The 13,026-nt window shown below is 71.6% G+C and carries 13 protein-coding genes; 4 read left to right on the top strand and 9 right to left on the bottom strand.

Going from position 1 to position 13,026, the window contains the following annotated elements:
* Positions 1–30 precede the first annotated feature (30 nt).
* The 3 genes from ACFYRY_RS07945 to ACFYRY_RS07935 form a co-directional block, all read right to left on the bottom strand.
* On the bottom strand, positions 31–810 hold the full coding sequence (locus ACFYRY_RS07945) for an HAD-IIA family hydrolase (protein ID WP_389141359.1): 780 nt from the start codon (positions 808–810) through the stop codon (positions 31–33).
* Between the two features lie 111 nt (positions 811–921).
* Positions 922–1,770, bottom strand: coding sequence for a hypothetical protein (locus ACFYRY_RS07940; protein ID WP_389141357.1), 849 nt, complete (start codon positions 1,768–1,770; stop codon positions 922–924).
* A gap of 115 nt (positions 1,771–1,885) precedes the next feature.
* A complete protein-coding gene (locus tag ACFYRY_RS07935; RefSeq protein ID WP_389141355.1) occupies positions 1,886–3,082 on the bottom strand; it encodes an ROK family protein in 1,197 nt (398 codons plus the stop codon).
* Positions 3,083–3,309: 227 nt separating this feature from the next.
* On the opposite strand from ACFYRY_RS07935, the gene ACFYRY_RS07930 reads away from it, so the two are divergent.
* From ACFYRY_RS07930 to ACFYRY_RS07920, 3 genes are all read left to right on the top strand, one after another.
* Positions 3,310–4,428 (top strand): Gfo/Idh/MocA family oxidoreductase, encoded by a 1,119-nt coding sequence (locus ACFYRY_RS07930; RefSeq protein WP_389141353.1) that lies wholly within the window; start codon positions 3,310–3,312, stop codon positions 4,426–4,428.
* Positions 4,425–4,931, top strand: coding sequence for a heme-degrading domain-containing protein (locus ACFYRY_RS07925; RefSeq protein ID WP_389141351.1), 507 nt, complete (start codon positions 4,425–4,427; stop codon positions 4,929–4,931). The genes ACFYRY_RS07930 and ACFYRY_RS07925 overlap by 4 nt, the downstream gene beginning before the upstream one ends.
* Before the next feature lie 127 nt (positions 4,932–5,058).
* The gene (locus ACFYRY_RS07920) at positions 5,059–5,925 is read left to right on the top strand and encodes an LLM class F420-dependent oxidoreductase (protein WP_389141349.1); all 867 of its coding nucleotides are present in this window, start codon (positions 5,059–5,061) and stop codon (positions 5,923–5,925) included.
* 90 nt (positions 5,926–6,015) lie between these two features.
* Here ACFYRY_RS07920 and ACFYRY_RS07915 read toward each other — a convergent pair whose 3' ends face one another.
* The 4 genes from ACFYRY_RS07915 to ACFYRY_RS07900 all read right to left on the bottom strand — a co-directional run bounded on the left by ACFYRY_RS07915 (position 6,016) and on the right by ACFYRY_RS07900 (position 9,071).
* Complete coding sequence (locus ACFYRY_RS07915; protein ID WP_389141347.1) at positions 6,016–6,873, bottom strand: fumarylacetoacetate hydrolase family protein; 858 nt, start codon at positions 6,871–6,873, stop codon at positions 6,016–6,018.
* A 129-nt stretch (positions 6,874–7,002) separates the two neighbouring features.
* Positions 7,003–7,716 (bottom strand): YidC/Oxa1 family membrane protein insertase, encoded by a 714-nt coding sequence (locus tag ACFYRY_RS07910; protein WP_389141345.1) that lies wholly within the window; start codon positions 7,714–7,716, stop codon positions 7,003–7,005.
* Positions 7,717–7,820: 104 nt separating this feature from the next.
* The gene (locus ACFYRY_RS07905) at positions 7,821–8,132 is read right to left on the bottom strand and encodes a DUF6412 domain-containing protein (RefSeq protein ID WP_389141343.1); all 312 of its coding nucleotides are present in this window, start codon (positions 8,130–8,132) and stop codon (positions 7,821–7,823) included.
* A gap of 108 nt (positions 8,133–8,240) precedes the next feature.
* Complete coding sequence (locus tag ACFYRY_RS07900; protein WP_389141341.1) at positions 8,241–9,071, bottom strand: class E sortase; 831 nt, start codon at positions 9,069–9,071, stop codon at positions 8,241–8,243.
* A 263-nt stretch (positions 9,072–9,334) separates the two neighbouring features.
* Between ACFYRY_RS07900 and ACFYRY_RS07895 the strand changes: the two genes are divergently transcribed.
* Positions 9,335–10,807 (top strand): beta-1,6-galactanase, encoded by a 1,473-nt coding sequence (locus ACFYRY_RS07895; RefSeq protein ID WP_389141339.1) that lies wholly within the window; start codon positions 9,335–9,337, stop codon positions 10,805–10,807.
* Positions 10,808–10,922: 115 nt separating this feature from the next.
* On the opposite strand, the gene ACFYRY_RS07890 is transcribed toward ACFYRY_RS07895, so the two are convergent.
* Both ACFYRY_RS07890 and ACFYRY_RS07885 read right to left on the bottom strand, forming a co-directional pair.
* Positions 10,923–11,594: a response regulator gene (locus tag ACFYRY_RS07890; RefSeq protein ID WP_389141337.1), complete on the bottom strand. Its 672-nt coding sequence runs from the start codon at positions 11,592–11,594 to the stop codon at positions 10,923–10,925.
* Positions 11,591–12,958: a sensor histidine kinase gene (locus ACFYRY_RS07885; protein ID WP_389141335.1), complete on the bottom strand. Its 1,368-nt coding sequence runs from the start codon at positions 12,956–12,958 to the stop codon at positions 11,591–11,593. The genes ACFYRY_RS07890 and ACFYRY_RS07885 overlap by 4 nt, the downstream gene beginning before the upstream one ends.
* Between the last annotated feature and the right edge of the window lie 68 nt (positions 12,959–13,026).

Below are 13,026 nucleotides of genomic sequence, written 5' to 3'. Positions count from 1 at the left end.
GTGCGGGTCGTGTTTTTGGTCCGGGTGGTTTCAGACCCGGTCGACGAGGTCCGCGATCGAATCCACGACCACGGACGGCCGGTAGGGAAAGTTGTCGACCTGTTCCGGCCTGGTCAGTCCGGTGAGCACCAGGAAGGTCTGCATCCCGGCCTCCATGCCGGCCAGGACGTCGGTGTCCATCCGGTCGCCGATCATGGCGCTGGTCTCGGAGTGGGCGCCGATGGCGTTGAGGCCGGTCCGCATCATCAGCGGGTTCGGCTTGCCCGCGAAGTACGGCTTCCGGCCGGTCGCCTTGGTGATCAGCGCGGCGACGGCACCGGTCGCCGGCAGCGGTCCCTCGGTCGAGGGGCCGGTCTCGTCGGGGTTGGTGGCGATGAACCGGGCGCCGGCCTCGATGAGCCGTACGGCCTTGGTCATGGCCTCGAAGGAGTAGGTCCGCGTCTCCCCGAGGACGACGTAGTCCGGCTCGTGGTCGGTGAGGATGTAGCCGATGTCGTGCAGCGCGGTGGTCAGGCCCGCCTCACCGATCACGTACGCCGAACCGCCCGGCCGCTGGTCGTCCAGGAACTGGGCGGTGGCCAGCGCCGAGGTCCAGATGGACTCGACCGGCACGTCCAGGCCCATGCGCCGCAGGCGGGCGTGCAGGTCGCGCGGGGTGTAGATCGAGTTGTTGGTGAGGACCAGGAAGGGCCTGCCGGACTCGCGGAGTTTCTTGAGGAAGGCGTCGGCGCCGGGGATCGGTACGCCCTCGTGGATGAGCACACCGTCCATGTCGGTGAGCCACGACTCGATGGGCCTGCGGTCTGCCATGTGCGGGATCTCCTGCCGTACGCATGTTCGCGGTGCTGCGTGCGCACAGCCTAGACAGAGGCCGGATCTTGAGGGAATGGCCAGTTTGCGGAGGTGGCGGCGGGAGCGGGTTCAGGGTCGCTTGCGGGCGACCAGCAGGGCGCCGACGACGATGAGCAGCAGGGCCGTGGTCGCGAGGGCGGCGGTCCGGCCACGGCCGCTGCTGGCGAGTTCGTCGGCGAAGGGGAGGTGGCCGGCGGCCGGTGCGGTGGCGTCGGCGGCGGGTGCGGTGACGTCTGCGCCGGGGCTCGGCGAGGGCTGATCGGCTGTGGCTTCGTCGGCCGTGGAGTCACCGGCTGTGGAGTCATCGGCCGTGGAGTCATCGGCCGTGGGGTCATCGGCCGCGGCTTCGGTGGAGATGCCGAACCGGTAGTCGTTCGACTGCCCGACCCACTCGCCGTCGTCTTCGTCGTCTTCCTTCCGCTGTACGACGGCCGCGCTGGCGGTGACCTCGTTCGGCTCGGCATCCGAGGTGACCGCGAGCCGCACCTTCACGGTGAGGGTCTCGCCGGGGGCGACGGTGAAACCGGGGAAGGACTTCTCCGCGCCGTCGAAGACTCCGACCAGTTCGTCGGCGTCGGTCCCCTCGAACCGGACGGGGTGCGGGCGCGCGGGGGCCCCGGCGTAGAACTCCAGGCGCGCCTGGCGGGGGCGCAGAACCCGGCGCTGGTCGACGAGGATGACGACGGGGTGGATGTTTCCGCAGGTCCTGCGGGTGGCGTTGGTGAGGTCGAGATACCAGACGCCGAATCCCCCGCCGGCTTCGTAGGAGTCGGGCCCGTCGTGGATCCGGGTCCTGACCGGGAAATCCCTCCCGTCGGTCCCGGCCTCACAGGAGTCGGCGTACGCCGGGGGCGCGAGCGGGAGGTGAACGGCGGCGGCCGTCGCGAGGCAGAGCAGAGCGGACGAAGACAGTCGCATGAACACATGACCCTGCCGGGTGGGTGCGGCCGACGGGCGACGCCATTCCGTCGGGGCGCCGAATGGGCGTGCGATGCCGCCCGATTGGCGCCACCGTGGGCCACGGCAGCCCCGCCTACCCGTCCCCCCGCCCGAACAACGGTGCCAACAACAACTGCGCCGCCCCCTCCGCGACCCCCCGCACCCCGCCGGAGGCAACCCGTACCGGCACCCCCTCCCGTCCCCCCGCACGCCGGGCGCGGGCGGCCAGAACGGCCGCCACCCCCCGTACGAAGGGCGAAGGATCGGCGGCCACCGTACGGCCGCCCAGCAGCACCAGGTCGATGTCGAGCAGCCCCACCAGATTCGCGGCGCCCTCCCCCAGCACCCGCGCCGCCTCCGCCAACTCCCCTCGCGCGACCGCCCCCAGACACAGCACCTCCACGCACCCGCGGTTCCCGCACCCGCACACCGGCCCGTCCAGCTGGATGACCTGGTGGCCGAACTCCCCCGCCCCGGTCCGCGCCCCCCGGTGCACGCTTCCGCCGATCACCAGCCCCGCCCCGAGCCCCGTACCGAGATGCAGGTAGGCGAAGGACCCGCCCTCGCCCCGGACCGCGAGCTCCAGCGCGGCCGCGTTGGTGTCCTTGTCGACGACGACCGGCACACCCACCCGGCGCGCCAGGGCGTCCCGCAGCGCGAACCCGTCCCACTCGGGAAACCCGGTGACCCGGTGCAGCACCCCCCGGGTGTGGTCGAGCGGGCCGGGCAGCGCGACACCGAGCCCCAGGAGGGTGTCGGCCGCGGCGAGCGACCCGGTGACGGCTGGGCCGAGCGACCCGGTGGCGGGTGAGCCGAGCGGGTCGGTGGCGGCTGGGCCGAGCGCGTCAGGGCCGGTTGGGCCGAACGGCGCGGCGGCGGCTGGGCCGAGCGTGTCGGTGACCAGGGCCGTGGTCTCCCGTGTCACCGCGGTCAGTACGGCGTCCGCGCCCGCGCCCAGGTCCAGCGGGGCGCGCCGCTCCCCCACCACCGTCCCGGTGAGATCGACGAGCACGGTCCGCAATTCGTCCCGGTCCAGGTGGACGCCGGCCGCGTGCCCGGCCTCCGGCACCAGGCGCAGGACCGTGCGCGGCTTGCCGCCCGTGGACGCCCGGCGCCCCGCCTCGGCGGCCAGCCCGTCCTCCCGCAGCCGAGCCGTGATCTTGCTGACGGCCTGGGGCGTGAGCCCGGTGCGGTCGGCGAGTTCGAGCCGGCTGATACCCCGGACGCCCGCCGTGCGCAGCAGATCGAGGACGAGTGCCGTGTTGTGGCTGCGCAGCGCGAACAGGTTCACACCGGCCGCCGACCCCCTCGGCCCTGTGGATCCAGTCGATCCGGTCGATCCGGTCGATCCGGTCGATCCGGTCGATCCGATCGACGCCCCCACCGCTCCCGTCGCTCTCCTGCTCCTGAGGTGACCCGCACCCCTGCCCGCACCCGCGCCGCCGCTGTTCGTCCCGTCCACTCCCCCATTCTCCCCGGCGCTTGCACTTTGGCAACAGCGTTGCCAAAGTGGGAGCCATGACAGGCATGACAGCTCCGACCGGTACAGCTGGTACGGCCGATGCGGCCGGTACCCCCCTTCGTGTGGGCCTCGTCGGCTACGGCCTCGCGGGTTCCGTCTTCCACGCCCCGCTGATCGCCGCCACCGAGGGCCTGGTCCTCGACACGGTGGTCACCTCGAACCCCGAGCGGCAGAAGCAGGCCCGTGCCGAGTTCCCGGACGTGCGTACGGTCGCCGGACCGGACGAGCTGTTCGACCGGGCCGACGATCTGGACCTGGTCGTCATCGCGTCCCCGAACAAGACGCACGTCCCGCTCGCCACCACCGCCCTGAAGGCCGGCCTGCCCGTGGTCGTGGACAAGCCCGTCGCCGGTACGGCCGCCGAGGCGCGTGAGCTGGCGGCCCTCGCCGAGGAACGCGGCCTGTTGCTCTCCGTCTTCCAGAACCGCCGCTGGGACAACGACTTCCTGACGCTCCAAAAGCTCCTCGCCGACGGCGAACTGGGCGACGTATGGCGCTTCGAGTCCCGCTTCGAACGCTGGCGGCCGCAGCCGAAGGGCGGCTGGCGGGAGTCCGGCGATCCGGCAGAGATCGGAGGTCTGCTGTACGACCTCGGCAGTCATGTCGTCGACCAGGCGCTGGTCCTCTTCGGTCCGGCCGTCTCCGTGTACGCCGAGTCGGACATCCGCCGCCCGGGCGCGGAGGCCGACGACGACACCTTCATCGCCGTCACGCATGCGAACGGCGTCCGCTCCCACCTGTACGCCTCCGCGACGGCCGCCCAACTCGGCCCCCGCTTCCGGGTGCTGGGCTCGACGGCGGGCTATGTGAAGTACGGCCTCGATCCGCAGGAGGCGGCGCTGCGCGAGGGCGAGCGTCCCGGTGCGGGAGTCGACTGGGGTCTGGAACCGGAGTCGCTGTGGGGCCGCGTCGGCGCCGGGGAGTCCCCGCTGACCGGCGGTGGCCGGCCCGAACCGACCCTGCCCGGCGACTACCCGGCCTACTATGCCGCCGTGGCCAGGGCCCTGACCCACGGCGGCCCCAACCCGGTGACCGCCCTGGAGGCGGCTGCCGCCCTCGACGTACTGGAGGCGGCACGCCGTTCGGCCCGTGACGCGGTGGCGGTGACGCTGTGACGCACAACCAGGAGATCGGCCCGAAGTTCCACCCGGAACTCACCCCGCCGCTGGAAGAACTGGAGGCGCAGGAACGCCGTCTGGTCTTCCGGCAGTTCACCCACGAGGACGCGTGGGCGCTGGGCACCCTGCTGGTGGAGCTGGCCCGGGAACGGCAGGCACCTCTCGCCGTCGACATCCACCGCGCCGGCCAGCAGCTCTTCCACGCGGCTCTGCCCGGCTCCACCCCCGACAACGACGCCTGGATCGCCCGCAAGCGCCGGGTCGTGGAGCGCTACGGCTCCGCGTCCTACCTGGTGGGCGCCCGGTTCCGCGCCAAGGGCACCACGTTCGAGGAGTCCTCCCGCCTGGACCCGGACGAGTACGCGGCCCACGGCGGCTCCTTCCCGATCACCGTCGAGGGCGTGGGTGTGATCGGAGCGGTGACCGTGTCGGGGCTACCGCAGCTCCAGGACCACCGGTTCGTCGTGGCGGCCTTGGAGCAGTACCTGGACCGTGACTGACGCGGCACCCGGACCGTGACGCGGCACCTGGACCGTGACTGACGGGAAAGTTCGCTGCCGGGAAGATCCCGGCGCCCCCTCCGGTTGGCACCGATGTACGACGCACCGACCGGAGGGACCCGGACCCATGAGTGACGCCTTGAAGGAAACCGTCGGACGGTACGGGATCTGGAGTGTCGGTCTGCGCTCCGAGGACCCGTCCCGACGCGGCGAACTGACCGAGGCGGCAGCCGAGTTGGAGGAACTGGGCTACGGCGCCGTCTGGCTGGGCGGCAGCAGCGCCGTCCGTAACGCCGTACCGCTCGTCGAGGCCACCTCGCGCATCACCTTCGGCACCAGCATCCAGAGCATCTGGCAGCACGAGGCCGAGGACACGGCGGCGGACCTGGCCGAGCTGGAGACCACGCATCCCGGCCGCTTCGTCCTCGGCCTCGGTGTCGCCCACGCCAGGAACACCGAGCAGTACCGTCGCCCCTACTCGGCCCTGGTCAGCTACCTCGACGCCCTGGACAAGGCGGGCGTGCCCGCGGACCGCCGCCTCCTGGCCGCCCTCGGCCCGAAGTCCCTGGAGCTGACCCGGGACCGGGCCGCCGGCGCCATCCCGTACCTGGTCACCCCCGAACACACCGCGTACGCCCGCGAGATCCTCGGCCGGGCCCCGCTCCTCGCACCCGAGCTGGCGGTCGTCCTGGAGTCGGACCCGACCCGAGCCCGCGCGCTGGCCCGCGCGTTCCTGGCCCGCTACCTGCCCCTGCCGAACTACACCAACAACTTCCTCCGCCACGGCTTCACCGAGGACGACCTGACCGACGGCGGCAGCGACCGCCTGGTCGACGCGCTGTTCGCCTGGGGCGACGAGGACAGCATCCGGAAGCGGATCAGCGCCTTCCAGGAGGCGGGTGCGGACCACCTCGCCTTGCAGGTGGTGACCGACGCCTCGATGGAGTCCCTGCCGAGGGACGAATGGCGCAGGCTGGCCTCCCTGCTGGCCTGAGCGGAGACACCTGTGGGGCGAGAGACCACGGTCCCTCGCCCCACAGGCCTGCTACTCCTCGGGCTTCACGCCCCTCAGGCTGCTCGCCCCTCAGGCGTCCTTGAACTCCTGCCGCTGCCGCCCGAGCCCCGAGATCTCCAGCTCCACCACGTCCCCGGCGCGCAGGAACGGCTTGGGCTCCGGCGCGCCGAGCGCGACCCCCGCCGGCGTGCCGGTGTTGATGACGTCACCCGGGTACAGCGTCATGAACTGGCTGACGTACCGCACGACCTCCCCCACCGGGAAGATCTGCTCGGCGGTCGTCCCGTCCTGCTTGAGCTCCCCGTTGACCCACAGCCGCAGCGACAGCGTCTGCGGATCGGGCACCTCGTCGGCCGTCACCAGCCACGGTCCGAGCGGGTTGAACGTCTCGCAGTTCTTCCCCTTGTCCCAGGTCCCGCCCCGCTCGATCTGGAACTCCCGCTCGGACACGTCGTGCGCGACCGCGTACCCGGCGACGTGCGCGAGCCCCTCCTCGGCGGATTCCAGGTAGCGGGCCGTACGCCCGATGACGACGGCCAGCTCGACCTCCCAGTCCGTCTTCACGGATTGGCGGGGGACAAGCACCGTGTCGTGCGGCCCGACCACCGTGTCCGCGGCCTTGAAGAAGATCACCGGCTCGGGCGGCGGCTCGGCCCCCGTCTCGCGGGCGTGGTCGTGGTAGTTGAGCCCGATGCACACGATCTTGCCGATACGGGCGACGGGCGGCCCGACCCGCAGGCCGGCCTGGTCCAGAGCGGGCAGCGTGCCCCCGTCGACGGCGGCGCGGATCCGGCCAAGGGCCTCGTCGTCGGAGAGCAGCGGTCCGTCGATGTCCGGCACGACACCGGACAGGTCCCGCAGTGTCCCCTCGGTGTCGAGCAGCGCGGGACGCTCGGCCCCCGACGTACCGACTCGCAGCAACTTCATGATCACAATCTCCCTCGATCGCGGCACTGTCGACCGACGGGTGCAGCCATCGGATGACTGGTCGATCCTCCAAGCTCGGCGTCCGGTCCGCAATACCCGGTTCACGGACTGGACCGCCGAGCCCGGTCGTCACCTGTACAGCACCGCTCGCTCGACCGCGCTCCACGTCGTGCTGGTCACCACGTACAGCGCGGCGGCGAGCGGCATCACCGCCACGGTGACCAGGGTGAAGAAGGACATGAGAGGCATGACCTTGTTCATCGCGCCCATCCCGGGCACTGCCCGGCCCTCCCCCACGGGCAGGGCCGGAGCCGCGGCCATCATCGACTTCGTACGGCGATAGTTGAACGCGGCGACCGCGGCGACCAGCGCGAACAGGCCGACGTACACGAGACCCGCGCCCCCGAACATCCCGCCCTCGGCCAGCGCGTCCGTCCACCGCTCTCCGAGGGGCGCGGCGAACAGCTGGTGCGTGAGCAGCTCGTTGGTCCCGCCGCCGATCGTCGTGTTCGAGAACAGGTGGTAGAGCAGGAAGAACGCGGGCAGCTGGAGCAGGCTCGGCAGGCAGCCGGACAGCGGCGACACCTTCTCCTCGGTGTGCAGTTCCAGGACGGCCTTCTGAAGCTTCTCGGGATCCTTCGCGTGCCGCTTCCGCAGCTCGGCGATCTTCGGTTGCAGCGCGGTCCGCGCCTTCTGTCCACGGGCCGCCGCCCGGGACAAGGGATGCACGAGGAGGCGTACGAGTGCCGTGAACAGGACGATCGCGGCGGCGGCCGCGGCGGCGCCGAACAGCGGTTGGAGCAGGTCGGCCAGGTTCTGGACCAGGTCGGCGAAAACGGACATGGGTGAGCCCTCCGGGGGTCTTGTCTGCCGGGAAAGGTGAGAGACGGCATGACGACCCGCGCGAAGACACGGACGTACGAGGGAGAGCTGGTGCGGCCGGTGCCCTACGCGACGGTCGTCGGGAGGGCGTGTCCGGGCGCTCGGGGGCGGGTGCGCCCCCTGGCGTCGGGATCTCGCTGGGGCAGGAACGCGGTACGGCGGGCCCGGTCCCGGATGGCCGTACGCACCCGGGTGGGCGGCACGGCGGGCGCGGCACGCGAGGCGAGCAGCGAGCAGACGGCGAGCGCGGAACCGGCCGCGGCGGTCGCGGCGAGCGCGACGGCGGCGGCGGAGAGGCTGCCGACGTCGAGCAGGGCGACGTCGAGGAGCAGGATCAGCAGTACGACGGCGGGGCGCGGGTTGCTCCAACGGCGCATCAGTGCCGCCCCCTCCCTCCGTACGTCGGCGCGTCTCGCTCGTACGCCTGTGTGTCCTGCCTCGGTTGTACCTCGGTCACCTGCTTACCTGTATACCCCATCGGCAGGTCAACGCGCCTGGCGCGGCCGCATGGAGACCAGCTTGGCCCACACCACCAGGCGGTATCTGGACGTGTACTCCGGGGTGCAGGTGGTCAGGGTGAGGTAGTAGCCGGGGTCGGTGTAGCCGTGGCGGGGGTGGACGGTGGAACGCGGGATCCGGTGGATCACGCTCGCGTCCCGGGCCGAGGTCTGCGGCAGGGTCCGGTCGACGGCGTACGTGTAGACCGCTCCCCTGGTCTCGACCTCGACGGTGTCCTTCGTCCGCAGCCGGTTGAGGTAGCGGAAGGGCTCGCCGTGGGTGTTGCGGTGCCCGGCGAGGGCGAAGTTCCCGGCCTGGCCCGGCTGTTGGGTGCCGGGGTAGTGGCCGACGTACCCCTTGTTGAGGACGTCACGCTTGCTGACGCCTTCGGCGACGGGGACGCGGAGGTTCAGGCGCGGGATGGTGAGGACGGCGTAGGCCTGGGAGTGGCGGGGTGTCGAGGACCGGTCGCCGGCGGTCGGGGTGTCCGCGGGCTGACGGGCGGTCCGTTCCCCGGAAGACGTGGGCGGGCGGGACGCACCGGAATCGTCGGTGCCGCTCCCACGGAGGGTTCCGCCGCTTCCGTCACCGCTCTCGCCGCCGCGGCTCCCGTCACCGTCGTCCCACGTCCGCTCCAGCGCCTCCACCTTCCGCTCGGCGCCCCGTCGGGCCTCCCGGTTGGTCCACCACAGTTGGTGCACGACCAGAAGCAGCACCAGGACCCCGACGGTGACGAGGACTTCGGCGCCGCTCCACAGGGCGCGTCGGCGCAGGTCGTGTCGTCGTCGGATGCCGTGGTGCACGACGTGAAGCCGCATGCGTACGCCTCCTCGACCGGGGTCGCGCCGTCCGCCGCCCGCACGATAAGGGCGGGGCCCTGAAGTCACCAGGCCCGACGCCGCCCCGGGGCAGCCCGACGTTCGACGCACCGCACTTCCTCCATAGGTTTGTGAAAGGGATGTCAGAACGCTCGACAACCTCACGCGTCACACCCGATGCTTCGTTCGTCCTGGCATGAGCGGGACAAGCCACGTCGCCGGTTCAGGGATCGACGACGATCGAATCGGACTTCGGAGTAGCCATGATCCGACGCAGAACGCTGCTCACGGCCGCGGGGGGTTCGCTCCTCGGCAGCGCCCTGGCGACCGGCACCGCACACGCGGACGCCACGATCGCCGTCAACCCCGGTACGTCGTACGGCACGTGGGAGGGCTGGGGCACCTCGCTGGCCTGGTGGGCCAATGTGTTCGGCGCCCGGGACGACTTCGCCGACATCTTCTTCACCACCAAGTCGGTGTCGTACAACGGCACGACGCTGCCCGGCCTCGGCCTGAACATCGCCCGCTACAACCTGGGCGCCTCCAGCTGGAACAGCGTGTCGGGCACCACGATGGCCGTGTCCCCGAACATCCCCGCCTTCAAGCAGATCGAGGGCTTCTGGCAGGACTGGAACAACGAGGACCCGGCGTCCTCCGCCTGGGACTGGACCGCGGACGCCAACCAGCGCGCGATGCTGGTGAAGGCGGTGAACCGGGGCGCGACGACCGAGCTGTTCGCGAACTCCCCGATGTGGTGGATGTGCCTCAACCACAACCCCTCGGGCGCCTCGGACGGCGGCAACAACCTCCAGTCCTGGAACTACCGCCAGCACGCCTCCCACCTGGCCGCGGTGGCCCTGCGCGCGAAGAACACCTGGGGCGTGAACTTCGCGACGGTCGACCCCTTCAACGAGCCCAGCTCAAGCTGGTGGACGGCGACCGGTACCCAGGAGGGCTGCCACATGGACGCCACCGTCCAGTCGGCCGTACTCCCGTACATGCGCAGCGAGTTGGACAAGCGCGGCCTGACCGCCACGAAGATCTCGGCGTCCGACGAGACGAGCTACGACCTGGCCCGCACGACGTGGGGTTCCTTCAGCTCCTCGACGAAGGCCCTGGTGAACCGGGTGAACGTACACGGCTACCAGGGCTCCGGCGGCCGCAGGGACGGCCTCTACACGGACGTCGTCACGAACTCCGGCAAGGCCCTGTGGAACTCGGAGACGGGCGACAGCGACGGCTCGGGCGCCACCATGGCGAGCAACCTGCTCTACGACTTCCGCTGGCTCCACCCGACGGCCTGGGTCTACTGGCAGGTCATGGACCCGTCGACGGGCTGGGCGATGATCGCGTACGACCAGGGCTCGCTCCAGCCGACGACGGTCCAGACGAAGTACTACGTGATGGCGCAGTTCAGCCGCCACATCCGCCCGGGCATGAGGATCCTCGACACGGGCGTCAGCTACGCGGCGGCGGCCTACGACGCGAGCGCGAAGCGCCTGGTCATCGTCGCCCTGAACACCTCCACCTCCGCCCAGACCCTGACCTTCGACCTGTCCCGCTTCAGCACGGTCAGCGGCGGCTCGGGCGGCTTGGTCCCGCGCTGGAACACGGTCACCACGGGCGGCGACAAGTACGCGGCGTACTCCGACACCCGCCTGAGCGGCAAGACGGTGGCGGTCCCGTTCGCGGCGAAGGCGGTGCAGACGCTGCAGATCGACGGCGTGACGATCTAGTGACCGTTCGCACGACGAGGCCCCTGCCGGGTTCGGCAGGGGCCTCCCCTTCACGCGGGCCGACATGCAAGGAGCCCTCGCCGTAGGGAGTGTCGGTGAGAAAGACTGCCCGAACTCAGGCAGTCCCAGGTATCACAAGCCCCGACTCGTACGCCACGATCACCAGCTGTGTCCGGTCGCGCGCCCCCAACTTGCCCATGATCCGGCTGACATGGGTCTTCGCGGTCAGCGGGCTGAGTCCCAACGCGTCGGCGATCTCGGAGTTGTTGAGACCGCGCGCGACCAGCGCGAGCACCTGCCGTTCCCGTTCGGACAGCCCGCTCGGCCCGCCCACCGCGGGTGCCGTCGCGGTGTTCGGCGCGCGCAGAAAGCGGGCGATCAGCCGCGAGGTGGGACCGGGCGAAAGGAGGGACTCCCCCGCGGCCACCGTCCGGATGGCGTCGAGGAGTTCGGCCGGCCTGATGTCCTTCACGAGGAAGCCGGACGCCCCGGCCCGCAGTGCCTCGACGATGTGCTCGTCGGTCTCGTACGTCGTCAGGACGAGCACCTTCACCCCCGCGAGATCCTCGTCGGCGGCGATGAGCCGGGTCGCCTCGATCCCGTCGAGGTCGGGCATGCGGATGTCCATCACGATGAGATCGGCCCGCGCCGACCGGGCCAGCGCCACGGCCTCCCGCCCGGTGCCCGCCTCGGCGACGACCTCCATGTCCCCGGCCGACGAGACGAGCATCGCGAAGGAGGCCCGTACGAGGTTCTGGTCGTCGGCCAGCAGTACGCGGATGGTCATCGAACCTCGTCCTCCCGGGACAGCGGCAGTGTGGCGGTCACCTCGAAGCCCTCGGCGGGCCCCGGACCGGCGTCCAGTGTGCCGCCCACGCTACGGGCCCGCTCCCGCATTCCGACGAGCCCGAACCCGGGCGTGCCGTCGGACGGGCCCACCCCGCCGCCCGAGCCGGCGTCCCCGCCCGTCCCGTCGTCCCTGACACTCACTCGCAGTGCGCCGTCCGCGGTCCACAGACCCACCCGCACGGTGAGGTCCTCGCGGCCACCGTGACGTACGGCGTTGGTGAGCGCCTCCTGCACGATCCGGTACGCGGCGGCGCCCACGGAGGGCGGGACGCCGTCCGCGCGGACGGACAGTTCGACCTTGGCCCCGGCCACCCGGCCGGTCTCCGCGAGACCGGCCAGCCCGTCGATCCCGGGCAGCGGCCCCCGCATGCCCTCGGCCCCCGACACGGAACCGGCCCCCGCTCCCAGATCCGCGCCCGCTCCCGCTCCCTCGGCCGTGTCCTGCGCCCGCAGCACCTCCAGCGTCGTACGCAGTTCCCCCCGGGCGGTCCGGCAGGTCCCCGCGATGTCGTCCAGTGCCTGGGCGACGGCCTTGCGGTCGAGGCGCTCGGGGTCGGCAGTGAGGACATGGGCCGCCACGGACGTCTGCACGCCGATGAGCGTGATGCTGTGGGCGAGCAGGTCGTGCAGGTCACGGGCGATCCGCAGCCGTTCCTCGGCGACGCGGCGCCTGGCCTCCTCCTCCCGGGTGCGTTCGGCCCGCTCGGCCCGCTCGACGATGGAGGCGACGTACAAGCGGTAGTAGCGGACGGCGACACCGACGACCAGGACCGCGATGATCCAGCCGGAGATCTCCAGGGAGTCCAGCGCCTCGTCCTGGTCGGTGATGCCGTTGCTGATCACTGTCGAGCCGAGGACGGCGACACCGGTGAGCAGCGTGCGGCGTACGGCGCCGGTCGCCGCGACGGTGTAGAGCGCCAGGACGATCGCGGGGGCGGGCAGGGCGGGGTTGTAGTCGAAGGCGTAGTACGGAGCCATGCAGGCCACCACCCCGAGCAGGGCCGCCACCGGACGGCGGCGGCGCCATGCGAGAGGCACGTACCCGGCGAGCAGCAGCATCCAGCTGAGATGGCCGGGCCGGGTCCCTTCGCCGCCGCCCATCAGGGGGGTGATGGCTACGGCGAGCACGGCGAGGCCCAGCGCGAGGACCGCGTCGTTGCGGGTGCGGTGCGGTGCGGTCAGCGGTTCGCGGTTGATGGCGGACATGATGCGCTCGACGCGACGGGACCGCCCGCCGCCACCGGCCGCCGTCTCCGCCGTCGACCGTTCGCGTACCCCTGTGGTCGTTCCCCGTTCTTCCACGGCTCCATCTTCCGGTGCTCGTGCGGGAATCCGGGCGCCCCTCCGAAAGGAGAGGCACCCGGGCGGAC

The organism is Streptomyces sp. NPDC005263 (genome assembly GCF_042872365.1).
Taxonomy (GTDB): domain Bacteria; phylum Actinomycetota; class Actinomycetes; order Streptomycetales; family Streptomycetaceae; genus Streptomyces.
Note: the sequence above shows the minus strand (reverse complement) of the source record. Positions and strands in the feature narration are given on the sequence as shown.